The sequence below is a fragment of the Syntrophothermus sp. genome (genome assembly GCF_013314835.1).
In the GTDB taxonomy this organism is placed as follows: Bacteria; Bacillota; Syntrophomonadia; order Syntrophomonadales; family Syntrophothermaceae; genus Syntrophothermus; species Syntrophothermus lipocalidus.
Map to the genome: position 1 here is coordinate 1 of NZ_JABUEX010000013.1, position 22,540 is coordinate 22,540.

Annotated in this window: 21 protein-coding genes; 18 read left to right on the forward strand and 3 right to left on the reverse strand. The window is 50.1% G+C overall.

The window, feature by feature from the left end:
- Nucleotides 1–388: 388 nt before the first annotated feature.
- Nucleotides 389–949, forward strand: a complete 561-nt coding sequence (locus tag HPY90_RS05840; RefSeq protein ID WP_287192254.1) for an NUDIX hydrolase — start codon at nt 389–391, stop codon at nt 947–949.
- Nucleotides 950–1,033: 84 nt separating this feature from the next.
- Here the strand turns inward: HPY90_RS05840 and HPY90_RS05845 are convergent, their stop codons facing one another.
- Nucleotides 1,034–1,366, reverse strand: a complete 333-nt coding sequence (locus HPY90_RS05845; protein ID WP_287192256.1) for a type II toxin-antitoxin system PemK/MazF family toxin — start codon at nt 1,364–1,366, stop codon at nt 1,034–1,036.
- Complete coding sequence (locus HPY90_RS05850; RefSeq protein WP_287192258.1) at nt 1,359–1,556, reverse strand: DUF2281 domain-containing protein; 198 nt, start codon at nt 1,554–1,556, stop codon at nt 1,359–1,361. Before HPY90_RS05850 ends, HPY90_RS05845 begins: the two co-directional genes overlap by 8 nt.
- Nucleotides 1,557–1,726: 170 nt before the next feature.
- Between HPY90_RS05850 and HPY90_RS05855 the strand changes: the two genes are divergently transcribed.
- Both HPY90_RS05855 and HPY90_RS05860 read left to right on the forward strand, forming a co-directional pair.
- Nucleotides 1,727–2,893, forward strand: a complete 1,167-nt coding sequence (locus tag HPY90_RS05855) for an endonuclease Q family protein (protein ID WP_287192259.1) — start codon at nt 1,727–1,729, stop codon at nt 2,891–2,893.
- Nucleotides 2,871–3,533 carry a hypothetical protein gene (locus tag HPY90_RS05860; protein ID WP_287192283.1) on the forward strand — a complete coding sequence of 221 codons (663 nt, stop codon included), beginning with the start codon at nt 2,871–2,873 and terminating at the stop codon, nt 3,531–3,533. Before HPY90_RS05855 ends, HPY90_RS05860 begins: the two co-directional genes overlap by 23 nt.
- A gap of 26 nt (nt 3,534–3,559) precedes the next feature.
- Here the strand turns inward: HPY90_RS05860 and HPY90_RS05865 are convergent, their stop codons facing one another.
- Nucleotides 3,560–3,991 (reverse strand): MarR family winged helix-turn-helix transcriptional regulator, encoded by a 432-nt coding sequence (locus tag HPY90_RS05865; protein WP_013174640.1) that lies wholly within the window; start codon nt 3,989–3,991, stop codon nt 3,560–3,562.
- 619 nt (nt 3,992–4,610) lie between these two features.
- On the opposite strand from HPY90_RS05865, the gene HPY90_RS05870 reads away from it, so the two are divergent.
- The 15 genes from HPY90_RS05870 (at nt 4,611) to HPY90_RS05940 (ending at nt 22,518) form a co-directional block, all read left to right on the forward strand.
- Entirely contained in the window at nt 4,611–6,437 is a 1,827-nt protein-coding gene (locus HPY90_RS05870; RefSeq protein WP_287192287.1) for an acyl-CoA dehydrogenase family protein, read from the forward strand.
- A 149-nt stretch (nt 6,438–6,586) separates the two neighbouring features.
- Nucleotides 6,587–7,726 carry an acyl-CoA dehydrogenase family protein gene (locus HPY90_RS05875; RefSeq protein ID WP_287192290.1) on the forward strand — a complete coding sequence of 380 codons (1,140 nt, stop codon included), beginning with the start codon at nt 6,587–6,589 and terminating at the stop codon, nt 7,724–7,726.
- Nucleotides 7,727–7,768: 42 nt separating this feature from the next.
- Nucleotides 7,769–9,073 (forward strand): FAD-dependent oxidoreductase, encoded by a 1,305-nt coding sequence (locus HPY90_RS05880; RefSeq protein WP_287192293.1) that lies wholly within the window; start codon nt 7,769–7,771, stop codon nt 9,071–9,073.
- A complete protein-coding gene (locus HPY90_RS05885; RefSeq protein WP_287192296.1) occupies nt 9,070–9,354 on the forward strand; it encodes a ferredoxin family protein in 285 nt (94 codons plus the stop codon). Before HPY90_RS05880 ends, HPY90_RS05885 begins: the two co-directional genes overlap by 4 nt.
- 52 nt (nt 9,355–9,406) lie before the next feature.
- Complete coding sequence (locus HPY90_RS05890) at nt 9,407–10,162, forward strand: electron transfer flavoprotein subunit beta/FixA family protein (RefSeq protein ID WP_287192299.1); 756 nt, start codon at nt 9,407–9,409, stop codon at nt 10,160–10,162.
- Between the two features lies 1 nt (nt 10,163).
- The gene (locus HPY90_RS05895) at nt 10,164–11,105 is read left to right on the forward strand and encodes an electron transfer flavoprotein subunit alpha/FixB family protein (RefSeq protein WP_287192302.1); all 942 of its coding nucleotides are present in this window, start codon (nt 10,164–10,166) and stop codon (nt 11,103–11,105) included.
- A 119-nt stretch (nt 11,106–11,224) separates the two neighbouring features.
- Complete coding sequence (locus HPY90_RS05900; RefSeq protein ID WP_287192305.1) at nt 11,225–12,016, forward strand: enoyl-CoA hydratase/isomerase family protein; 792 nt, start codon at nt 11,225–11,227, stop codon at nt 12,014–12,016.
- Nucleotides 12,017–12,039: 23 nt separating this feature from the next.
- Nucleotides 12,040–13,380 carry an acetyl-CoA hydrolase/transferase family protein gene (locus HPY90_RS05905; protein WP_287192307.1) on the forward strand — a complete coding sequence of 447 codons (1,341 nt, stop codon included), beginning with the start codon at nt 12,040–12,042 and terminating at the stop codon, nt 13,378–13,380.
- Between the two features lie 861 nt (nt 13,381–14,241).
- Nucleotides 14,242–15,474, forward strand: a complete 1,233-nt coding sequence (locus HPY90_RS05910) for a thiolase family protein (RefSeq protein ID WP_013174650.1) — start codon at nt 14,242–14,244, stop codon at nt 15,472–15,474.
- A gap of 90 nt (nt 15,475–15,564) precedes the next feature.
- Nucleotides 15,565–16,818 carry a thiolase family protein gene (locus HPY90_RS05915; protein ID WP_013174651.1) on the forward strand — a complete coding sequence of 418 codons (1,254 nt, stop codon included), beginning with the start codon at nt 15,565–15,567 and terminating at the stop codon, nt 16,816–16,818.
- A 63-nt stretch (nt 16,819–16,881) separates the two neighbouring features.
- Nucleotides 16,882–17,652: an SDR family NAD(P)-dependent oxidoreductase gene (locus HPY90_RS05920; protein WP_273698654.1), complete on the forward strand. Its 771-nt coding sequence runs from the start codon at nt 16,882–16,884 to the stop codon at nt 17,650–17,652.
- Nucleotides 17,653–17,754: 102 nt separating this feature from the next.
- Nucleotides 17,755–18,942 (forward strand): 2-hydroxyacyl-CoA dehydratase subunit D, encoded by a 1,188-nt coding sequence (locus HPY90_RS05925; protein ID WP_287192316.1) that lies wholly within the window; start codon nt 17,755–17,757, stop codon nt 18,940–18,942.
- Between the two features lie 15 nt (nt 18,943–18,957).
- Entirely contained in the window at nt 18,958–20,265 is a 1,308-nt protein-coding gene (locus HPY90_RS05930; protein ID WP_013174654.1) for a 2-hydroxyacyl-CoA dehydratase subunit D, read from the forward strand.
- 158 nt (nt 20,266–20,423) lie between these two features.
- Nucleotides 20,424–21,281 carry an acyl-CoA dehydratase activase gene (locus HPY90_RS05935; RefSeq protein WP_287192320.1) on the forward strand — a complete coding sequence of 286 codons (858 nt, stop codon included), beginning with the start codon at nt 20,424–20,426 and terminating at the stop codon, nt 21,279–21,281.
- A 46-nt stretch (nt 21,282–21,327) separates the two neighbouring features.
- Complete coding sequence (locus tag HPY90_RS05940; protein WP_287192322.1) at nt 21,328–22,518, forward strand: CaiB/BaiF CoA transferase family protein; 1,191 nt, start codon at nt 21,328–21,330, stop codon at nt 22,516–22,518.
- The last annotated feature ends 22 nt before the right edge of the window (nt 22,519–22,540 follow it).

The window sequence follows — 22,540 nt, forward strand, 5'->3', positions numbered from 1 at the left end:
TGGACTGTTTCGATTAAGAACTGGGGATTGATTCTATCCCAACTGATAATCCTGTTCAAGGAAAGAGTCGAGCCCTACCTATGATTTAGTTACTAAATGGGGTTTACACAAATAACTTGACAGACCCTTCTGCACGTAATGCCTTAGATCACATGGGTGTTTGGGGATGTCTTTCAATGCAGGGAGAGTCGTGCGTAATCGAGAAGTTTCATGTCCGGGGGTAGCTTAGACAAGATTTGCTTTAAATGTTTGACCTTTCCCACAAGTATAAAACCGTTTTTCAGGCTCACTGTTATCATGAGAACACCTCCGTTAGTATTGTTATTGCCTTGAGGAGTGTTTATGCGGGTAAAAAAGAAAGAATAGTGTGATTTAAGGGGGTTTCGAAGTGGATTTTGTGGAAAAGACCCTGCACAGCGATAAGGTTTTTGCAGGGAAAATAATGTCAGTACGGGTGGATACGGTGCTTCTGCCTGATGGGAAGCAGTCAACGCGGGAGATTGTGGAGCATAACGGGGCGGTAGCGGTGGTGGCGGTTGATTCTGAAGGAGCGGTGTACCTGGTCAGGCAGTTTCGCAAGCCGGTAGAAGAGGTGTTGTTGGAGATCCCGGCGGGGAAGCTGGAACCGGGAGAAGATCCCCTGGAATGCGCTCGCCGGGAGTTGCTGGAAGAAACGGGCCTAGTTGCCCGGGACTGGACACGGGTTTTTAGATATTATTCGACTCCCGGCTTTACTAGCGAAGTCGTACACGTTTACGTAGCGAGGGATGTGGAACAGCATGCAGCCGCTCCCGAAAGCGATGAGTTCCTGGAAGTGGTGAAAATGCCCCTAGATGAGGCGTATGACAAGGTGCTGGACGGTACCATAAGAGACGGAAAGAGCATCGTCGCTATTCAGCACTTGGTACTGAACGGTCTTAAGAGACCGGTTTCTAAAGACCAAGGATAGTATTTGTAGGCCATCAGGAGTAGTGAAAAAACACAGCCGGTCACACGGCCAGGATGGCTGAAACATTGAAAGTCCGAGGCAGTTCTATATTAACTCGTAGAGCTTTTTTCTAACAGCCTCTATGACGTACTTTTTTACAACACCGAACTTACGGATAACGATGCCTTGCGACAAGGTATAGATTTTGTCCACTCTTATGCACGAATCTACCTTCAACGTCCCTTCCTCAAGGTCGTTGTTGGTCAGCATTACGATGTAATCTTTTGTAGTCACATTCGAAGTAATGGCGGCAACCACGACGTCCTCGGTCTTGCTGTTGTAGTCATCGTTGGACAAAACAATAACAGGGCGCTTCTTATTGGAAGTCAGATCACTAAAGGGTATAGGGATCAATAAAATGTCGCCTTGCTTATACATCGTTCCATACCGCATCGTCAATGTCATTATCCCAAAAACCTGTGCTACTCTCACTGGCTAATGTCAAATCCTTAAATATTTGATTATCCTTCTTGTTCTTTAGAAAAAGGATAAAATCGATGACTTCCTGCACTTGATTCTCTGGAATTTCATCGATCAGTTTGATTAAAAAGTTCTTGCATGTATTCACAAAACTCACCTCACTTATTATCTTATCATATCACGAAAGTTTTCTTATCCAACTCTTCAACCGGTAGCCTAAACTAAAGGTCGGTTGAGAGAGAGACAACCGGTGACAAGAAGGTAACCGGCTCTGAAGATACCATCGCTATTAGTTTGAGAAATGTAGAAGGTTGTATGATGAGAAAATACTATGCGGATTTGCACGTTCATATAGGGCGGGCGGGCGAAAGACCGGTAAAAGTGACGGCTTCCAGCCAGCTTACCTTGAGTAACCTGATATTGTGGGGGGCCAGGCGCAAAGGGCTGGATGTCGTAGGCATAGTCGATGCGGCTAGTCCTCTGGTAATGCAAGAATTAGAGACCATGCTGGAATCAGGGGCTCTCCTACCCGCAGCGGATGGAGGGCTTGCAAGCGGTAGTGGTCTTCTTCTGTTGTTGGGAGCCGAAGTGGAGACCGTGGAGGGGGCCCATTTTCTCTCTTATTTGCCCGACCTGACTGCGGTGAAAGAATTCCGAGTCTTTCTAAAATCTCGCGTATCCAATTTGAACCTTTCTACACCCAAAGCCCGGGTCACGGCCAAAGAACTGTTGCGAGCAACTGTGGAACTCGGCGGCGTGTTTTGCCCGGCCCACGCTTTTACCCCGCACAAAGGGGCGTACGGGTGCTGGATTGAACGGTTAGCAGTGGGGCTGGGGGATGACGTTGGGAAAGTAGAAGCTTTGGAACTCGGGCTCTCTGCCGATAGCAAAATGGCTCACATGATAAGTGAAACCAATGCTTTTTGCTTTCTGTCAAATTCGGATGCCCATTCTTTAGCCAGTTTGGGTAGGGAGTATAACTGCCTGTTGATGGAAAACCCCAGCTTTGCCGAAGTGCGGAGGGCTGTTCGCGGCGAGAAAGGAAGACAGGTTTTGGCGAACTACGGGATGCATCCGATGTTAGGCAAGTATCACCGCAGTTTCTGCCCACTATGCAGTGCTATCGCGACGGGCGAAGCGCCGGTGACGGTTTGCGACCGCTGCGGCAACAGGAAGATGGTTCTCGGGGTTTGGGATCGCATCTGCCAGATACGGGACAGGGTCGAAAACCCAAAAAGTTCTGAGACAGTCCCTTACCATTACCGGGTTCCCTTGGCCATGCTGCCGGGGGTCGGGCCTCGGACTGTAGAAAAACTGGTAGAACACTTTGAGAACGAGATACATGTCATAGAGAATGCTGATCTGGATGAGATCAAGCAGGTGGCTGGGGCCGAGACGGCGACTGTTATCGGCCGCATGAGACGAGGGAAACTTTCTTTTGTGCCTGGAGGTGGAGGCAAATATGGTAAGGTACAAAAAGATTAGTGTTACCACCGATGCTAGCGGCGCGCAGCAGGCGGCGCGGGAAGGACTTGTAGTCATGATCGTAGATGTGATAGACATGTCCACTACCCTGGAAAGTGCACTGGATGCGGGGGCTGCTTTGGTACTGGGAGCTAGCCCGGACAACGTTCGGGTTCCGGTTCCAGTTTCGCCTGATCTGATCGGTCAGGAAGCGGCTAGAAAGGCTACAGAGGTTGGCACAGGGATAGTAATAGTGGCGGAACCGAGAGTGGGATCAGAACAAGAGAGATTATCGCGATGCCAGAAGCTTTTGGCTGGAATCTATGCCGCAGGCGGTAAGGTGGAGGCGGTGGTGCCCAACATGGGAGCTGAAACTCCCAAACTGGTAAGCATGGAAAACCGGGTGGTGGTCGCTGTTACCGATACCGGTGGAGTCGCTTTCGATGCCGCATTTCAAGAACAGGCTACCGTTATTACCGGCACTGTAGCCCGCACCTTGACCCAGAAAGGAATCCAGCCGGCTCTAACTGCGGTACGGCGAGCCCGTAAACACCTAGCTGACCACCGAGGCATAGCGATTGTGGCCGCCAGCCGTAACTCACAGGAGGACATCCTCGCAGCCCAATTCATAGCCAGCCTCCTGATGGGGGATATAGAATGATGTCGGTTAGGGAATCGGTTTTCGACTTAGGCGTTTCTAAGACGTGTATCCATCAAGTCGAGTGAGTGACGAAAGATGTCTACGATGTTAGGGTCTACCGTATCTCTTATATACTCATTGAACTCGTTGGCCATCGGCACCAGTTTGGTCTCAGCTAGTTCGCGCCCTTTAGGAGTTAGGTATATCTTCAAACTTCTTCTGTCCTGAGGATCTTCTTTCCTTTCAATCAAGTCTTCCTTAACCAACCTGTCAATCAACCCGGTGACCGCAGGACTGTCAAGTTGAATCCTTTCGGCAATGTCTTTGACGCTGGTTCCTTCATGATCCATAACATCAAAAATGACAAAAGACTGCGACGCTGTGACCCCGTGCTCCAGACACCTGTTGTTATAAAGGCGGCTTATTCTTCGCGACAAGGCGTTTATACGAAAACATAGAAAATTAGTAAAATCTAACATAACTCAGTTACCTCCACGTAATCTTCTTGTTCTGGGAATTGTGCAGATGAATACTGCTAAAATGACAAGAACTATGGAGAACTCTACCCCTGTTTAGCCAGCACTGCGATAGTAGTCCTTTATATTTAAATCTGTTATTAGCATAATTGTCAAGTTTTTATTTTTAAAATAACCGTTGACAAGTTGCAGACCAGGTGATATTTATTAAGACAGAAATAGATCACATACAAAGAAATAACTCTATACATAAACTCACGGGCCTATAATAAAAGTAAAAACGCGCGTTAGAAATAGCGTGGATGATAGGCTACGGCAAAGCGGACGATAAAACTTAATTTAATAAACAGTGAATAATGTGGATATTAATGCATGGGCTGTTAAGAGCAGGGGGTAGTAAGAGGAGGTGGGGCCCCGGAACACTAGTGAAGGGTAGTCGCTTGCTGCTCCGAGAATGTTCGCTATTGTAAGCAGAGTAACGGTTTTAGTCCTCTCGGGTAAAATCACCACATACCTTCGGGGCGTTCTCGTTGTTTAGCAGCAACCGAGGAATTTTTGTGCACCATCGGGTCAACGAGAGTCTGAATTGGTCAACAGAAGGAAAAAGGAGGAAAGAACAGAGATGCCGTCAACATTCATGAACACCACCAGGGACCAGAAGTTTATTCTCAAAGAATGGTTGGACATGAACAAAGTGTTTGAGACCGAGCGCTTCAAGGACACCTACACGGTAGACGATTTGGATTTTATCCTGGAAAATGCCCTTAAAGGTGCCAAAGAGATGGTTGCGCCGTCCTGTAAAGATTCGGACGAAATAGGGTGCAAGTTCGAGAACGGTAAAGTCATTACCCCCCAGTCAACCAAGGATGCCTACTACTTCATCGTTAACAACGGGTTTGCAGCTACTAACGTGGATCCGGATGACGAGTCGGCTCTACCCCAGGCCGTAGTTTGGACCTTGAACGAGTACTTTATCGCGGCCAATCCATCTATCCAAACCCTTTGGCTGGCTAATTCAGGGGCTGCCGGTCTTATCCGTGACTTCGGTAGCGAAGAGCTAAAGCGAATTCACCTGCCTAAGATGTACAGCGGGCAATGGGCAGGAACCATGGTTCTTACTGAACCCCAGGCCGGCTCTGACGTCGGGGATGCCACGACTCGGGCGATACCTACCGATGAGCCGGGCGTTTATTTGATCAAAGGTACCAAATGCTTTATCAGTGGTGGCGAGCAGGATGTAACGGAAAACATCGTTCATCTAGTCTTGGCCCGCATCGAAGGGGCTGCCCCAGGAACCCGGGGTTTGTCGTTGTTTGTGGTACCGAAGTACCTGCCGAATGCTGACGGGAATCCGGGAGAATGGAACGACATTACTTGCGTTGGCATCGAGCACAAGTTAGGGCACCGGGGCTCACCCACTTGCGTACTCAACTTCGGTGAGGAAGGCAAATGCAAGGGGTTCCTCTTGGGTGATCCTCCAGGCGAAGACGGTAGCGGACAGGGTATGGCCCAGATGTTCCGGATGATGAACGAGGAGCGTTTAATGTCCGGTCTTTCAGGGTGTGCCCTAGCAGCCTCGGCCTATCACAACGCGGTGAAGTATTGTCAGGAACGGATACAAGGTCGTGCTACTACCAATCCGAAAGCCGGACGGTGTGCCATTATCAAACACGAAGACGTAAAAAGGATGCTGATGTTCCAGAAAGCTCATATCGAAGCCTTCCGGGCTATGGCTATCCAGACCTATTACTGGGTGGACATCGAGAAGTACAGCTCCGACCCGGACCTGGTCCAGCAGGCCAAGGTCTTCTTAGAGGTAAACACTCCCATCGTGAAAGCCTATTGTTCTGACGTGGCTTTACAGTGCATATCTGAAGCCTTGCAGTGCTATGGAGGTTACGGTTTTTCTGAAGAATATCCCATTGCCGAAATTTACCGGGACGCCAGGATATATCCCATCTGGGAAGGAACCAACTACATCCAGGCGTTGGACCTGGTCGGTCGGAAGATGACCATGAAGAAGGGGCAGGTCTTTGCGGCTTGGCTCAAACACATCCAAGACTTTATCGAAGCTAACAAGAAGGCTCCGGGGTTTGAAAAAGAGTTTGAGGTCTACATCGATGGCTGGAACAAGTACAACGAACTACTGAAAGTCCTGCAGAAACTCTTTGCCACTCCCGGAATGGCCCAGCTGTATGCAACCAGGCTCTTGCACGCTACCGGCAAGCTCTGGGCCGGCAAACTCCTCCTGGAGATGGCTCTGATTGCCCAGAAAAAGATTGACGAACTAGGTTCAGACCACTACGATTATCATTTCTATCTCGGGAAGGTGGCATCAGCCCGGTTCTTTGTCCAGAATATCATTCCGGAAATTGGAGCTTTCCTGGAAGTGGCCAAGAACGCCGACGCGACGTGTATCGAGGTTCCGGAAGAAATCTTCGGCATCTAGTGTGAGGCAAAGCGGGCAGGGTTTTGCTCAGTTAGCCCGGATAAAACTAGGCGTGGTCTCTGGCAATCCCGGCACCAGGAGGTGCCGGGACGGGACCATGCGTAATCACCACTCATATTCCCCGACAAACTGAAGAAGGAGGAGGCTTTATGGACTTTACTCTTACCAAGGAACAACTACTGATTCAAAAGATGGCCAGGGACTACGCCGAACAGTACATTCAGCCTTTGGTAGAGCGGATTGAGAGTGAAAATGCGGTACCCAAAGAGGTCATCGAAGGGTTAGCTGAACTCGACCTTTTCGGGATGCCTATGCCTGAAGCATACGGGGGTGCGGGAGCAGGGTACGACACTTATGTTATGGCCTTGGAACAAATTGCCAGGATTTCGTGCGGTCCAGCTATGATTATTTCGGCGCACACCCTGGGGCTGGGGGCTATCAATAATTTCGGGACTGAAGAACAGAAGCAAAGATACATGCCAAAGTGTTGCCGCGGGGAGCACATAGCTTCGTTTGCTTTTACCGAGCCCGGCACCGGATCGGATCCCAAGCAGATCACAACCACCGCGGTAAGGGACGGAAACCACTTTGTTATCAACGGAACCAAAAGATTCATTTCTAACGGAACTTGTCCCGGCCCCATGGTGCTTTTTGCCCGCGACCAGGAAAACGGCAAAATAACCGCTTTTATAGTAGAGAAGTTCTGTGAAGGGTACAGTGTATCCAAGCCTTGGGAAAAACTCGGCTGGCACGGAGGGAACCTGGTCGATATTTACCTGAAAAACGTTCGGGTTCCTGCGGAAAACATGCTGGGGGAACGCGGCTACGGCTACCCGATACTCCAGTATGGTATCGCTTTCGGAAAAATTGGCATGAATGCGATTGCCTTGGGGACGCTGCTCGCTGCATACGAGGAAGCGGTAAAATACGCCAAAGAAAAAACCCATCGGGGAGAACCTATAGCCAAGTTTCAGACCATACAGTTAAGGATAGCCGATATAGCCATGAAGTACGAAGCTTCTCGTTGGGTGGCCTACCGGCTGGGTTACCTGGCTAACCAAACCAAGGACTACGCGGACTTTGCCCGCGAGGCAGCCATGGCCAAGGTTATTGTTGCCGAGAACGCTTTTTCTGCGACCCGAATTGCCCTGGACATACACGGTTCGTACGGGCTGATGACAGACTACAAAATATCCCGACTTTATCGCGATGCCGTGATGGGTCCGCAGATTGAGGGCGTTATCGATATGCAAAAGATAATCGTGGCCGGAAGTATCCTGTTCAAATAATGAAGGAAGACATACTTAGTTGAGAAAAGGGGTTAAGAGTTGATGCCGAACCAGGAAGCAAACGAGGGATTTGAGGTGATCGTGGTAGGTGGGGGTCTTGCCGGGTTAGCCGCCGCCTACACCCTGGCCGACCGAGGTGTAGAAGTTTTGGTCTTGGAGCGCGGAGACTATTGCGGAGCCAAGAACGTGACCGGCGGTCGCATCTACTTAAATCCGATACGAGAGCTTTTCCCACAGCTTTTAAAGAATGCGCCTTTCGAACGGTATATTGCGCACGAGGAAGTCAGCCTCTTTGCCCCAAGCCGCTCCATTACCTTGAGGTATGATGGGAGCGAACTGGGAGAGCCCCCCTACCAGAGCTACAGCGTCCTTAGGGCCAAGTTTGACCGGTGGTTGGCCCGGCAGGCGGAGCAAAAGGGAGCCATGTTGGTGACCAAGAGTAGGGTGGATGACGTGATCCTGGAAAACGGAGCAGTAAAGGGCGTAAGGGCAGGTGGAGAAGAACTGCGAGCCAACGTGGTCATAGCTTGTGACGGGGTGTTGTCTCTCGTCGCCGAAAAGGCCGGTTTGAGAAAGGATATTCGACCCCGGCATTATGCAGTAGGTATTAAAGAAGTAATAGAAATGGGCACAGCGACCATAGAAAACCGCTTCAACCTAGAAGGGGATGAAGGAACAGCAAGGCTCTTCATGGGTGACGTTACCGCTGGAATGTTTGGAGGAGGTTTTCTTTATACCAACCTGGAGAGCATCAGCCTGGGCTTGGTAATAAGCATCGAAGCCCTGTCGGAAAACCAAATGGAGCTTACCGCACCGGACTTGCTGGAGCGGTTCAAAGAAAGACCGGAGGTCGCCCGTCTCGTCAAGGGAGGAGAAACGGTAGAGTACTCGGCTCACGTCATACCAGAAGGCGGGTTTGACGCCCTTAACTCCCTGTACGGAGATGGCATTCTGGTAGCAGGAGATGCGGCAGGATTCGCTTTAAATATTGGAGTGACCGTAAGAGGAATGGAATACGCCATGGCCAGCGGTTACTACGCGGCTGAGACCGTGTTGCGAGCCCGCGAAAAGGGAGACTACAGTCGGGCTACGCTCAGCCAGTACCAGCGGTTACTGGAGGATTCGTTTGTGCTCAAGGATTTCAGGAACTTTCGTGACGCCTTGTCTGTGATCGACAATCACCGGTTCTTTCAGTACTACCCCGAACTGCTAGGAAACATATTAAAGGACTTGTACCAGGTCCCGCCAGGTCCGAAAGATAGGTTATACAGTACTATTCGCCGTTATCTAGGGGTAAGAGAGGCTTGCAAGATTCTGGGCGATGTCAGGAGGATGAGGAAGATATGAGCTCAACCCCGGGACTGAAGGGTAAACTTGGGCTTAACGTATTCAAGGAGAGTAGCAAGTTTCATATCCGGATTAAGGAGGGAAAAGAAAAGGATCCGCGATTGGGAAAGGCAGTATTGGTTTGTCCAGCGGGTCTGTACAGCCAAAACTCTAAGGGAGAGGTAACCCTCAGCTCTGATGGCTGCCTGGAGTGTGGAACCTGCCTCATAGCATGTGGACGGGAGCTGCTTGACTGGGAGTACCCGGAAGGGGGGGCTGGAGTTCAATTCCGGTTCGGTTAAAGGCTGGTTTCAATGGGAACAGGACAGTTGAGTTTAAGAGGGAGGTAAAAGGATGAACATTGTGGTTGCGATGAAGCAGATACCTGACTTACAGCAGGTAAGGATAAAAAACAGAAGGCCGATTTTGGAGGACGTACCTCTAACTTTCGGCAATATAGATCGAAACGCCTTGGAGGCCGGGGTTCTGATAAGAGAACAGGTCGGAGGCAGCGTCACCGTGGTGGCAGCAGGCAAAGAAGGGCTTGAAGATACGGTTAAGGAGGCTCTGGCTGTCGGAGCAGACCAAGCATATCTCATAATCTATGATGAACGCGAAGACATGGAGAGCTCAATCAGTGCCGGGCTATTAGCCGAGGCCATCAAACAGCTCGGCTCGCCAGACCTAGTGTTGTTCGGCGAAGGTAGCGGGGACAATTATTCCTCGCAGGTGGGTTCTAGAGTAGCGGAACTCCTCGACCTGCCGCAGGTAGGGTATGTGGAAAGGATAGAAGTGGCCGAAGGCAAGGTACTGGTTACGCGCTCGTTGGAAGACGGGCAGGAAGTATTGGAGGTAACTCTGCCTGCAGTATTGACGGTTGTGGCTGACCTAAACCAGCCGCGCATACCTTCAGTAACCCAGATACTGAAAGCGGGGAAAAAACCGAGAAAAGTTATGTCCGCTCAGGAGCTGCTAGGCGCCGCTCCGACACCGAAGGTGACTACCCTGAGCAATCTCGCTCCCGAAATCGAGCGCAAGAAGATACAAGTCGGGAGCGCCAACGAACTTGTACAAAAACTGCGGGCCGAGGGCCTGTTGGGGAGGGCATAGCATGGCAGGTACACTCGTATACAGTCAAAGTACCGAGTTGGCCTTGGAACTGATAGAGGCGGCTCGAGCCTTGTGCCGGGCAGGTCTCGGTGATGAAATCAAGGCGATAAGTATCAACAACCGCGCTCAAGCTGAAGAACTGGCATCGACAGGAGTCAACGTGTGGTCGATTAAGGCTGAAGGGGTTGCGATTGCTGATACTGCCGCCTTAGCCTCTGTTATCGCTCGAGTGTCGAAGGTATTGGAGAGCGATACAATCGTACTGTCCTCGGATCGCAGAGGTAAGGAACTGGCAGGTAGACTGGCGGCAAAGCTCGATGCCGGCTGTTTGACCGACGTTAAAGCAGTGGAGACTGCGGGACAGGAGGTAGGTCTGGTGCGAAATGCCCTGGGGGGGGCTACGGTGGCGGTGCAGACTATAACTAGTTCTCTGAAAGTGGTTGCGTTTGCACCCGGGGCTTTTCCATGCGCGGAGAAGGTTTCGGACAGCGGGATAGTGAACGAACTTGAAATAACTGGGACAAAGGCCACTGTACGGATGATAGAGACCAGACCCAAAGATGCTGAGAGCACGGATATTAGGAAGGCCAAGACCCTGGTGGTGGTGGGACAAGGAGTAGAAAACAAGGAGGACCTGCCGCTCGTAGAAGAGCTGGCCAGCGTTTTGGGGGCCGAAATCGGCTGTTCCAAACCCGTCGCGACGGATAAGAAATGGCTTTCGGAAGATAGGGTGATAGGACTCTCGGGAAAGACATGTCAACCGGAATTGGCGTTGATTCTGGGGGTATCGGGCCAGGTTCAGTTTACGGTCGGAATAAGGGAAGCCAAGGTGATAGTCTCAGTCAACAAAGACGAGAATGCTTACATGAACCAGATGGCTGACTACGTACTCGTTACCGATATCAAAAAGGCTTTGCCAGAATTTTTGCAGGCTTTGAGGTAGGGGGTGAGATAACGGTCACTTGCGAAAAGAGGTACGGGCTGTCAGGGGGTTTTATACGGCTGGAACGGATGTAACCGGCCGTGGAGGGAGACCAAGTATTATCACAGGAGGGATTTTCCATGGCGAATGAAGCTGTAGTGTGGAAAAAAGAAGACGGCATCTGTACAATAACGCTTAACCGGCCCCAGGCTATGAACGCCTTGAATGGCGATATGGTCAACGGAATGGTTGCCGCGTTTCAAGACTGCTACGACGAGAGCGTTCGGGCCGTAATCCTTACCGGGGCAGGAAAAGCCTTTTGCCTCGGGGGAGACATCGCTGAAGCTAGCAAATACGGCAATGGGGATTTACAAGCGTTTTTCCGGGATTTCACGGTTCCTTTGGCCAGGGTGATATCTGACATGAGAAAACTTCCCAAACCCATCATCGCTAGCATTAACGGAATATGCGCCGGGGTGGGGATGAGTTTTGCCGCGGCTTGTGACCTGCGGATTTGCCACAGTAAAGTGGTTTTCAAGCAGGCATATACCAGCGTGGGGATAAGCCAGGACGCCGGTTTTACTCAGATGATACCGCTCCTCGTGGGTTTCGGCCGGGTTAGTGAAATGATATTCCTGGACGAGGTTATAACGGCAGATAAGGCTTTAGCCTGGGGCTTTGTTAACAAGGTGGTTGCACTGGAAGAGCTCGAACAGGAGACCTTGAAAATAGCCCGGCAGTTAGCCAACGGGCCTACCAAGGCATTTGGGATGTCCAAGGCTTTGATAAACAAGAGTATGCTACCGTTCCTGGAGTGCCAGCTCGAAGCCGAGCGCCACGGGGTCATGACAACTTCTCTTACTGAGGATTACAAGGAAGGCATCGCGGTGTTTACGAGGCAAAAAGCAGCTCCTGAATTCAGAGGGAGATAAGGCAAGGGAGGTAGTCTAGGAACATGAATTGGCAGGAAGATTACAAAAGAAAGCTTACAACTTACGAAGAGGCTGCCAAGGTTGTGAAATCGGGTGACGTAGTAGGAACTGCCTTAGGGACGGGATCCTGTTCCGATAAGATGTTGGACGCGATCCTAGATCGCCATGACGAACTGGAAAACGTGAAGATTACGGATTCGATTCAAGTTTATCCTTCCAAACTGTATGACCCCAAATTCATGGCTCAGTTGGAGGGTAGGATCACGCACACTCCTATTTTTGCTATAGCTACTGTGAGGAAAATGTACCAGGCCCAACTCTCTGATTTCTGGCCAGCTACCACGATGGACGCGGGGGATAAGTACGGAGAGAGGGTTACTGTATTTGCCCTAATGGTGAGCAAACCTAACAAACAGGGGTACGTGAACCTAGGTCCGACTTGTTTCTACACAGCAGAAAGCATAAGGCTGGGAAGAAAAAGGGGACAGTTGCGCACCGTCATAGCCGAGGTCAACGACCAGATGCCGATCGTCTTCGGCGACAACTGGATGCACATCTCGGAGTTCGATTACATCATCGAACGGTCGGCCCCAATACCGACTTTTAAACGAGGAGAACCAAGCGAAGTTGAACAGCGCATAGGAGAATACGTGCTGGAACTGATAAACGACGGGGATACGGTCCAGATGGGACTGGGAGGTATATCCGAGGCCGTGGCCGCCGGATTGAGGGGCAAACGAGATCTCGGCATCTTGACCGAGATGTTACCACTGGCTCTTCCGCAGCTGGTCGAAGCCGGTATAGTCAACAATTCTCGCAAGCCTTTATTCAAGGGAATCAGTATAGCGTCATTTGTACTCGGCGACCAGGCCTTATATGATTATATCAGCGAAAACCCTAGTTGTCAGCTTTACCCGGCTTCGTACACCAATGATCCAAGGTTTATTTCCCAACACCCCAATATGGTGGCTATGAATACTTCTCTAATGATAGACCTCACCGGGCAGAGCACGTGCGAAGGGATAGGTCATACCATGGTTAGCGGTGTCGGAGGCCAGTTAGACTTCTTGATCGGAGCCTATTGGTCGGAAGGCGGAAAAGGCATCAACATGTTAAGCGCTGCTCGTACCATGCCTGACGGCAGACTGGTTTCCAGCATTGTTCCGGAATTACCGCCGGGTACGCCGGTGAGTGTACCCCGGACTTTCACCAATTATGTTATCACCGAATACGGGATTGCCAAGCTTAAGTATAAGAGTAGAAGGGAACGAGCACTGGAATTGATATCCATTGCTCATCCCGATTTGAGAGGAGAACTGATGGACAGTCTCAGAACCAAGCTCTACATGAGTTCTGGGAAATAAGGCTAGTCAAGGCAATTTAATAGGTGAGCGTTTATTGACGCTGGCGGTTCAGTTACCTGGCTTTATATGAGGATACTTCCCCCTCCTTTTCAGCCATTAGCCAACAATCGGCTATGATACCGCCAGCGCTTTATTTTGGCGATTGGCTTAAGGTATGACCCATGAAACGCGTAACCCAATGACGCTAACCGCTTTCCGTTGTTAATATTGGCATTTTCTACCTGCCTCAGATGGTTTAACAACTTGTAAAAAAGTTCAGCCCTAGGGAAGGACAGTAGGACAAGGGCTGCCACAAATGCAATGATTCATGATAAGTCAAAACAAGAACTCTTTTACAGAACGAAGAGAGAAATACTCGGTTTCAGCAAGGACGACACTGTTCAGACTCTATTACTAGTAGTCCGCGTATACCCGCATTTTCATAATAGTGCGTTCCCCGCTTTTTCGCATGCAAATACCTATGATAACGCAATGGTAAAGGATCCCAGTTTCGATCTTGTGACCTTGCGTTTCGAAAACGAAACTATTTCGCTTATGATGGTAAAGAATTCTCCGCTCTTTGGTCATCCAATGCCTTGTCGTAACCTGATCCCGTTCCCAAAACAGGGCTTCTCGCAGCACATCCATGTCTGAATTCCGACGGTTCAAACTAGATATTCAACTCCGACTAGGTTGGCACATTTATTGCATGACCGATATCTGAAGATGTTTTGTAGTAGTACACGCTAGACTGTCACAGGGAGGGGAGATATGCAATATCTAGCTTAAACCGTATAAGAATAACTGTGAACGGCTAAGATATGCCTTTTGAATTGGTCATCGTAATGCCCAACTTTTGTAAGAAAAGGAGGTACAAGCAAAATGCAAGACGTTTATATCATTGGGGTAGGAATACTTCGTTTCGGCAAACACAAGAATGAAACCGTACGTTCCATGGCAGAAAAAGTCATAATCAACGCACTAGAAGACGCTGGCATTGATAAAAAAGACCTGCAGGCAGGCTATTTTTCAAACTCGTTTTGGGGCTTGTTTGACGGGCAACACTCCATTCGGGGACAGGTAGTTTTCAGAGGCATGGGCATCGATAAAATCCCGGTAGTCAACGTTGAGAACGCATGTGCGGGGGCTTCTTCAGCGCTTCACCTTGCCTATACGGCGGTGAGGGCAGGTATGGTTGATGTGGCTATCGCTGTGGGTTCGGAGAAACTGACGAGTTCAGACAAAGCCAAGTCTCTCCAGTCTTATTCTGCTTGTATGGACGTGACTAATATCGAAGGTACTCTCAATGGTCTAATGGGATATGGTCGAAACCTTACGATAGAGCTGCCGCCCGAAGACGAAAATGCACAGCGTAGCGTCTTCATGGACATTTACGGAATGATGGCAAGGTGGCACATGAACAAGTATGGGACGACCCAAAGGCACTTGGCAGTTGTGGCATCCAAGAACCATTTCCACGCTTCGCTCAATCCATATGCACAATATCAGAACGTGATGTCAGTTGAAGAAGTAATGAACGACGTTCCCGTCATTTACCCGTTGACTCGGGCGATGTGTGCCCCGGTAGGAGATGGCGCAGCCGCTGCAATCGTTTGTTCCGAGAACTTCTTAAAGAAACATGGAAAGGGAAGAGCGGTTAGAATCCGGGCATCGGTTTTGGTTCAAGGCTCGGACCGAGATTACGACGGAGAAGATATCGGCGAGCGGGTTGGTAAGCTTGCGTATAATGCAGCCGGAGTTGGTCCTGAAGACATTGACACCGCAGAACTGCATGACGCTACCGCCTATGGAGAACTGCACCAATGTGAGTGTATGGGATTTTGTCCGCCTGGGGAAGGGGGGCCGTATGCAGAATCTGGCGCTACTAAGCTAGGTGGAGACAGGCCTATCAATACTAGCGGTGGCCTGGAGGGTAGAGGACATCCAATCGGCGCTTCTGGACTTGCCCAAATTCACGAGCTTGTGACTCAGCTTCGGGGAGAAGCAGGGCCCAGACAGGTAGAAGGTGCGAGAATCGCCTTAGCACAGAATGGCGGAGGCAGCATAGGAATTGAGGAAGCGGCAATGTGCATCCATGTTCTGGAAAGAGTATAGCTGTGAACAGTGTCCATCTCGCCGCGTAAACTGCGGCGAGGTGGCGATGAAGTAAGCGGTTAGCGTAGCCCGAACGAAAGGAGGAATAAGATGAAAGACGTGGTCATAGTGTCCGCCTGCCGGACAGCTATAGGAACCTTTGGGGGTTCGTTGAAGGACCTAAATGCTCCGACCCTGGCGAAGGTAGCCATGCGGGGAGCAATCGAGAGGGCAGGGATAGATCCGGGGCTAATTAATGATGTGCGCTTTGGTTGTGCGTTTGAACATCCTGACAGCAATAACGTAGCTCGTGTCGCAGCGCTGTTAGCAGGAGTACCTGCTGAGACATCGACTGCGGTGACGATAAACAGGGTTTGTGTGTCGGGAATGGAAGCGGTTGTATCGGGTATGGCCATGATCCAGGCAGGCCTTGTCGATGTGGTTTTGGCCGGTGGGGTGGAGCACATGTCAGGTGTCCCGTTTAGCGTTCTAAATGCCAGGTGGGGCTGTCGCCTTCAGGATTCGGTTTTTGTCGATAACCTGATTCACGGGTTATACGGCGGGTCAAAGTTTTTGCCAGGGCCAGAAAACGGTCCGGTCAAGGAAGGTCCTATTCTGGAGGCGGGTCGAGGTAAGCCTTATATTATGGGTTACACGGCGGAGTTATTAGCCCAATACTGCAATATCAGTCGCGAAGCGATGGATGAAGTTGCCCTGCGGAGCCATAACAACGCAGAGCGCGCCACAAAGGATGGATCGTTTCGAGAGGAGATTGTTCCAGTTGAAATCCCACAGAAAAAGGGGAAGGCTCCCTTAGTATTTGACAAGGATGAGCATTTTAGACCAGGCGTTACTATGGAACAACTTGCGGCTTTACCGCCGGCTTTTGTCCCCAAGATCGGAAAAGTAACGGCAGGCAATGCTTCCGGGATGAATGACGGAGCCGCAGCTATGGTAATAATGTCGGCTGATAAGGCTAGAGAATTAGGGATGAAACCAATTGCCAGAATTAAAGCGGTCGGCTATGGAGGATGCCATCCATCTATCATGGGATTGAGCCCGGTTCCGGCTATAAAGAATCTGCTGTCAAAATCGGGGCTTAAATTAGAAGATTTTGAACTCATAGAAATTAATGAAGCATTTGCGGCTCAGTATCTCGCCGTTGAGCAGGAATTGGGCTTAAATCGCGAGATTACCAACGTCAATGGATCTGGGATCGGTTTGGGGCACCCGGTTGGAGCTACCGGATGCCGGATTATGGTGACGCTGCTGTATGCGATGAAAAAGAGAGGCAAGACACTGGGGTTAGCAAGCCTGTGCGGCGGCGGCGGAGTATCGATGGCGGTCGCTTTGGAGATGGTTTAAAGAAGTAGAAACAGGCGGCGGCGTTGAAAGAGTTAGAATTAAGCATAGGGAGGTGAATGCCTAATGCTGAGTGATTTAAAGGGAAAAGTCGCAGTGGTAACCGGTGGTGCGGATGGAATTGGAAAGGCGTCGGCACTGAAGCTGGCCCAAAGCGGAGCTGACATAGTTATTGCGGACAAAAACCTGGATGGGGCTACCAGGGTGGCAACAGACATTAGAGGTATGGGCAGGAGAGCCACGGCAATAGAATGTGATCTATGGGAATATGATTCGGTTAAGAATATGGCAGATAAGGCGATTGCCGAGATGGGGAAAGTAGATATCTTGGTTGCCAGCGGGGCTACTACTGTAAAATACGCGAAGTTCTTCAGAGACCTCGATCCTCATGACTATGCAGGTTGTCTTAATTCACAGCAGTTTGCGCGCTTATACGCTATCCGGGCTTTGTTAGATCACATGATAGAGCAGAACTACGGCAAGATCGTGATCGTTACCAGCGACGCGGGGAGAACTCCAACGCCGAGAGAATCGATGATAGGTTCGGCTGCGGCAGGTTTGATACTGGTGACAAAGGCGTTAGCAAAAGAATTTAGCCGCTGGAATATACGCGTAAATGGAGTGTGCTTGACGGTGATTCAAGGGACTCCGGCCTTTGATGCGGTGATGGGAACCGATGCCAAACATGTTTTTCAAAAGGCTGTAGAGCGAGCTCCTTTCGGTATCCCAACTGCGGAAGATGTAGCTGAGGCCGTATTGTTCATGGCTTCGCCTGAGACAGATGTAATTACAGGTCAGGTTATCAGCGTAAACGGGGGACTGTCCTTCGGAGGGTAAAAGGCATAGAGGTTTACAGGGCCAAAACTTAAGAGTTGCCTCATACACACCATAGGTGGAAGTGATATTGATGCAGCCGTATCTAAGGAGGTGCTTGAATGTATGAGTTTTAGCGAAATTCTCTCCAATTTGTCAAAGATAGCGGAACAGGCCTATGAAAAGGCGAAGCAGTGGAAGGCGGAGCATGGCGGTAAAGTAGTGGGTTTGTGCGGGATGCACTATCCCGAAGAGTTGGTTCACGCGTCAGGGGCTCTCCCAATCATACTTCAAGAGATTGACGAGCCGGTAACGACGGGACATGCTTATTATTATCCCTTCTTCTGTGGCTTTAGCCGCAGTATTATCGACCAGGCGGCAAAAGGGTATTTAGATTTCTTGGATGGCTTCATATCGGGTGACTACTGCATTCAGGTTGTCGGGGCAGGGGAGGCCTTGGTCGTTGTTCTTCGCAAAGCCAGCAATATGTTCTTCCGGTTTCCTGTAGGTAACCAGCCTTGGACACAGGCTGATATAAAGGAAGGCTTGCAAGAACTGAAACGCGACCTAGAAAAGTTCGTAGGTCACGAAATCACGGATGAGTCCATTCGGGAAAGTATTCGTGTCTATAACAGGAACCGTTCCCTTATGAGGGAGATATACAGAATTAGGGCGTCCAATCCTGAGGCCCTGAGTGCGAAGGACTTGGTGACAATAGTAAAGACCAGCATGATTATGCCGAAGGAGGAGCATAACGCAATTTTGCAGGAGCTTTTGAAAGACTTGCCCAGCAGGGAAACCCGTGCGGACCAGGAAGGATTACGTGTATTCGTATCGGGCAGCCTGTGTGGGGCTCCCAAAGTCGATATACTAACCATGCTGGAACAGACTGGTGCTGTAGTTGTGGATGACGATCTCTTCCACGGATACAGGTATATCAACACCGACATCGATATTGATGGAAATACGGATCCGCTAAAAGCTATTGCATCCTTCTATATTGCAAAGAACGCCAAGGTACCATGCCCGACCCGGGTTGATCCTACGACCAGTTGGCAGCAGTATTTGGTAAACGCGGCGAAAGAGCACGGAGCTGGTGCGATTATCATCTTGATGGCAAAATACTGTGAACCGCATATGTTCTTCTATCCTGATATCAAAGAAACATTGGAAGAAGCGGGGATTCCTCATCTCTTAATTGAGGTGGAACATGAAGTTGTGTCACTGGAAAGTCTGAGGACGAGGATAGAGGCCTTTGTGGAGATAGCCGAAATTGAGGCTCTTAAGAAGGGCAAGGCTGAGGCTTCTAGGTAGGAGGGAGTGAGACGAATGAGTACGGCAGAACCGAAGAAGGCTAATCGCGTAAAATCGGGCAAGCTGGTTAACAAGCTCGTAAACGAATACTGGGAAGACCTGATACATGCCAAAGAAGCGGGCAAACTAGTGGTCTACACTACAGGACTACCTATCGGCCCGTTCATGGCAGCACAAGACATGGCCTGGATACATGGCGAGGGTTACGGGGCCCGCGTTGCCGCCAGGCATGAGGAGAAGGAACCGCAGATTTATGCTGAGAGACGGGGATATAACCGGGAGATCTGTTCATATGCCCGAACCCAGCTGGGCTGTGTGATGTTCGCCGAAAGAGGTATTCCTGAGGATCTACCTGCGGGTCCCATCGCAGCTCAGATACCTCCGCCGGACGCTATCGTTACTTGTTATCCCGGCTGTTCCAGCGGACCACAGTGGGACTGGTCTATTGAACGGCTATGGGGGAAGAAAATACCATGGTTTAACGTTGTTATACCGTACCACATGGGGCGCAACGGCTCCGGCTACATGAGCGGTCAGGAGTTCCAGGACGAGGTTGCATATATAGTGAGGCAGTTCAAGGATCTCATCCGGTGGTTGGAAGAGCTCAGCGGTCGTCCATACAACTGGGACAAGTTCTGTGAACTGATGGCGGTCACTAAGAAAGTTGGAAAGCTCCGCATGGAAGCCATGGAGCTAGCAGGTAAGACCGTCCCTTCACCCGCGAGTTTCTTCGATTGGAGTCAATTCATCGCTCCAGTGAATTACCTTACAGCGTGGCCGGGGACAATAGAGTGTATGCAAGCAGTTAAAGAAGAAGTTCAGGAAAGGATAGCCAATGGAGTAACGGCGGTTCCGAATGAAAAGTACCGGCTCTTCTGGGAAGGAATAATGAACTGGAACAAGCTAGGGTGGATGGCGAACAAGTTTGCGAATTACGATGCGTGCGTGGTAGCTGGCCGGTATACTCATATGGCTTTCTGGCAGGAGCCCGACGTGATTGATCCAGAGGATCCCCTCGAAGGGATAGCTATTAATCACCTGGAATGCCAGCTTAACCTAGGATATCCTATCACTATCGAAAGGATGAAGAAGCTCTGCCGGGAATATGCCATCGATGGGGTGATTCTCCACGGAGCTAGAACTTGCCGTTCCTTCGCCCGGTCACATTATTTGATGGCCGAGGAATTGATGCGAACCATGGGGATACCCAGTACCATGTTCGAAGGCGATATGGTTGATGAGTCGTTCTACATCGACGAACTCGTCAACACGCGTATTGAGGCGTTACTCGAAACACTCGAAGCCAAGAAGAGCAGGAACTAATAAACACACAATTAGCTAACCCCCCCTTAAATCCATGAATTTGTCCGGGGTTCCTTCTCGCCCCGGATGAATTCTGGATTAACAAATAGATTTACGGGTGGCGGAAGAAGATTAGACCTTCGAGCAGACAAATTTGTTTTAACGAAGGAAGGAACAGCATGGAAAGTAGCCAGGATGCGATTAATATGGATAAGGGGCATGATGTACGCGAAGGCGCTTATGTCCTAGGAGTGGATAGCGGTTCTTTGACGGCCAAGGCTGTGATAATGAACCGGGATAGGGAGATTGTTGCGCATAGCGTGGTGCAGCTAGAAATCGTTAGCCTAGAGGCAGTGAAGGAAGCAGTGAACAACGTATTGAGTTCGGCCGGTTTGGATATGAGCGATATCGCCTATGTGGTAGCTACAGGCTACGGGCGGCGCAGATATGATTTTGCCGATAAGACCGTAACCGAGATAAGCTGTCACGCCAAAGGGGCACACTACCTGTTTCCGGAGGTTAGAACTGTTATCGACATCGGGGGGCAGGACAGCAAAGTGATAGCCGTTGACGAAGAAGGGAACCCAACTCACTTTGCGATGAATGACAGGTGCGCCGCTGGTACCGGAAGGTTTCTGGAGGTAATGGCGAGTGCTCTTCGTGTGCCGCTGGAAGCGATTGGGGAGATGTCCTTGAAGGCGCGGCAGAAGCTGACGATAAGCAGTATCTGCACGGTTTTTGCGGAAACGGAAGTAATATCGTTAGTGGCAGAAGGGCACAGCAAAGAAGATATACTTGGAGCCCTTCACGCATCTATCGCTAGCCGGATTGCCGGGTTGGTTGCCCGGGTTGGGCTGCGGGAACCGGTGATGATGACGGGAGGAGTCGCCAAGAACGTCGGTGCTGTTCGAGCTATAGAAAGGGAGTTAGGGGTGTCGATGACTGTCGCCAAGGATCCCCAGATAGTTGGAGCGCTTGGAGCGGCGCTTTTTGCATTGGATTTTGTGGAAGGGATGTCCGGGTTAAAACTCAGGTAGACTTTGTTTGACAAAATACACGGAATGACAGAAAGGGGTCGATAGAATGGCCGGGCCTTTGAGCGGCTTAAAAATCCTTGATTTTACGACATTGCTACCCGGGCCTTACGCTACGATGAACTTGGCCGACATGGGTGCAGAGGTGCTCAGAATAGTCTCAGGTTCGAGACCTGATCTGGTTGATTTAATGCCCCCATTTGTTCCGGGTACAAAATTGTCAGCTGCATCGTGTCAGTTAGGAAGAAATAAGAAGGTTATGACCTTGAATTTGAAGGACGAGCGGGCAGTGCAAGTGATCCACAAGCTTATAACTGACGCTGGTTACGATATCGTAATCGAACAATTTCGCCCGGGAGTGATGGAGAAGTTCGGGCTTGACTATAAAAACCTCAGGGCAGTAAACGAACGGCTGATATACTGTTCATTGACCGGTTACGGTCAGACCGGGCCTATGAGAGACAAAGCAGGGCATGACCTAAATTATGTAGCTCTTTCGGGGATAGCATCCTACTCGGGCAAAAAGGATTCGGGCCCGCCGGTGCTTGGTGTGCAGATAGGGGACGTTGCTTCTGGAGCAAACAACGCTATAATCGGGATTTTGGCGGCTGTAATATACCGGCAAAATACAGGCCGTGGGCAGTACATTGATGTATCTATGACCGATGGATTAGTCGCTTTTAACGCTATGCAGGGAGCTACATTTTTGGTAGACGGCAAAGACATCGGGAGAGAAGAAGTGTTCACGAACGGCGGAGGTCTTTATGATTATTATGAAACCAAAGACGGTCGGTATTTGGCCTTCGGAGGCGCTGAGCCGCAGTTTATTAAAGCTTTCTTGGAGGCTATAGGTAGACCGGATTTAGTTGAAGCGGGGCTCAACATGCAGACTGGTGCCCAGGTAAAGGGAGAAGTGAGAGAGGTAATAAAGACTAAGACACTTGACGAGTGGAGGGCCATATTTGATTCGGTTGATGCTTGCTGCGTGCCGGTGCTGACTCTATCGGAAGTGTTTAACAGCGACTTGGTCAAGGAGCGAAACATGGTGGTTGAAGTACCCGGTTCCGATGGGATCGCCATTAAACAGATTGCTAATCCCATCAAGTTCTCAGAGTCTCTTCCCGAGTACCGTCACTGCGGGAAATCCAGAGATCGAGCCGATACTATAGAAATAATGCAGAGCCTAGGCTATTCCCCAGAAGAAATTAAGGAATTTGCAAACACAGGCCTGTTCAGCTGATAGTGGGAAACCAGGGTGTGCA

Coding starts and splice junctions, on each gene's coding strand:
- HPY90_RS05935 (WP_287192320.1), top strand. CDS start 20,424: ATGGAAAGTAGCCAGGATGCGATTAATATGGATAAGGGGCATGATGTA.
- HPY90_RS05880 (WP_287192293.1), top strand. CDS start 7,769: ATGCCGAACCAGGAAGCAAACGAGGGATTTGAGGTGATCGTGGTAGGT.
- HPY90_RS05930 (WP_013174654.1), top strand. CDS start 18,958: ATGAGTACGGCAGAACCGAAGAAGGCTAATCGCGTAAAATCGGGCAAG.
- HPY90_RS05925 (WP_287192316.1), top strand. CDS start 17,755: ATGAGTTTTAGCGAAATTCTCTCCAATTTGTCAAAGATAGCGGAACAG.
- HPY90_RS05905 (WP_287192307.1), top strand. CDS start 12,040: ATGAATTGGCAGGAAGATTACAAAAGAAAGCTTACAACTTACGAAGAG.
- HPY90_RS05855 (WP_287192259.1), top strand. CDS start 1,727: ATGAGAAAATACTATGCGGATTTGCACGTTCATATAGGGCGGGCGGGC.
- HPY90_RS05920 (WP_273698654.1), top strand. CDS start 16,882: ATGCTGAGTGATTTAAAGGGAAAAGTCGCAGTGGTAACCGGTGGTGCG.
- HPY90_RS05910 (WP_013174650.1), top strand. CDS start 14,242: ATGCAAGACGTTTATATCATTGGGGTAGGAATACTTCGTTTCGGCAAA.
- HPY90_RS05915 (WP_013174651.1), top strand. CDS start 15,565: ATGAAAGACGTGGTCATAGTGTCCGCCTGCCGGACAGCTATAGGAACC.
- HPY90_RS05875 (WP_287192290.1), top strand. CDS start 6,587: ATGGACTTTACTCTTACCAAGGAACAACTACTGATTCAAAAGATGGCC.
- HPY90_RS05940 (WP_287192322.1), top strand. CDS start 21,328: ATGGCCGGGCCTTTGAGCGGCTTAAAAATCCTTGATTTTACGACATTG.
- HPY90_RS05885 (WP_287192296.1), top strand. CDS start 9,070: ATGAGCTCAACCCCGGGACTGAAGGGTAAACTTGGGCTTAACGTATTC.
- HPY90_RS05860 (WP_287192283.1), top strand. CDS start 2,871: ATGGTAAGGTACAAAAAGATTAGTGTTACCACCGATGCTAGCGGCGCG.
- HPY90_RS05900 (WP_287192305.1), top strand. CDS start 11,225: ATGGCGAATGAAGCTGTAGTGTGGAAAAAAGAAGACGGCATCTGTACA.
- HPY90_RS05865 (WP_013174640.1), bottom strand. CDS start 3,991: ATGTTAGATTTTACTAATTTTCTATGTTTTCGTATAAACGCCTTGTCG.
- HPY90_RS05870 (WP_287192287.1), top strand. CDS start 4,611: ATGCCGTCAACATTCATGAACACCACCAGGGACCAGAAGTTTATTCTC.
- HPY90_RS05895 (WP_287192302.1), top strand. CDS start 10,164: ATGGCAGGTACACTCGTATACAGTCAAAGTACCGAGTTGGCCTTGGAA.
- HPY90_RS05845 (WP_287192256.1), bottom strand. CDS start 1,366: ATGTATAAGCAAGGCGACATTTTATTGATCCCTATACCCTTTAGTGAT.
- HPY90_RS05890 (WP_287192299.1), top strand. CDS start 9,407: ATGAACATTGTGGTTGCGATGAAGCAGATACCTGACTTACAGCAGGTA.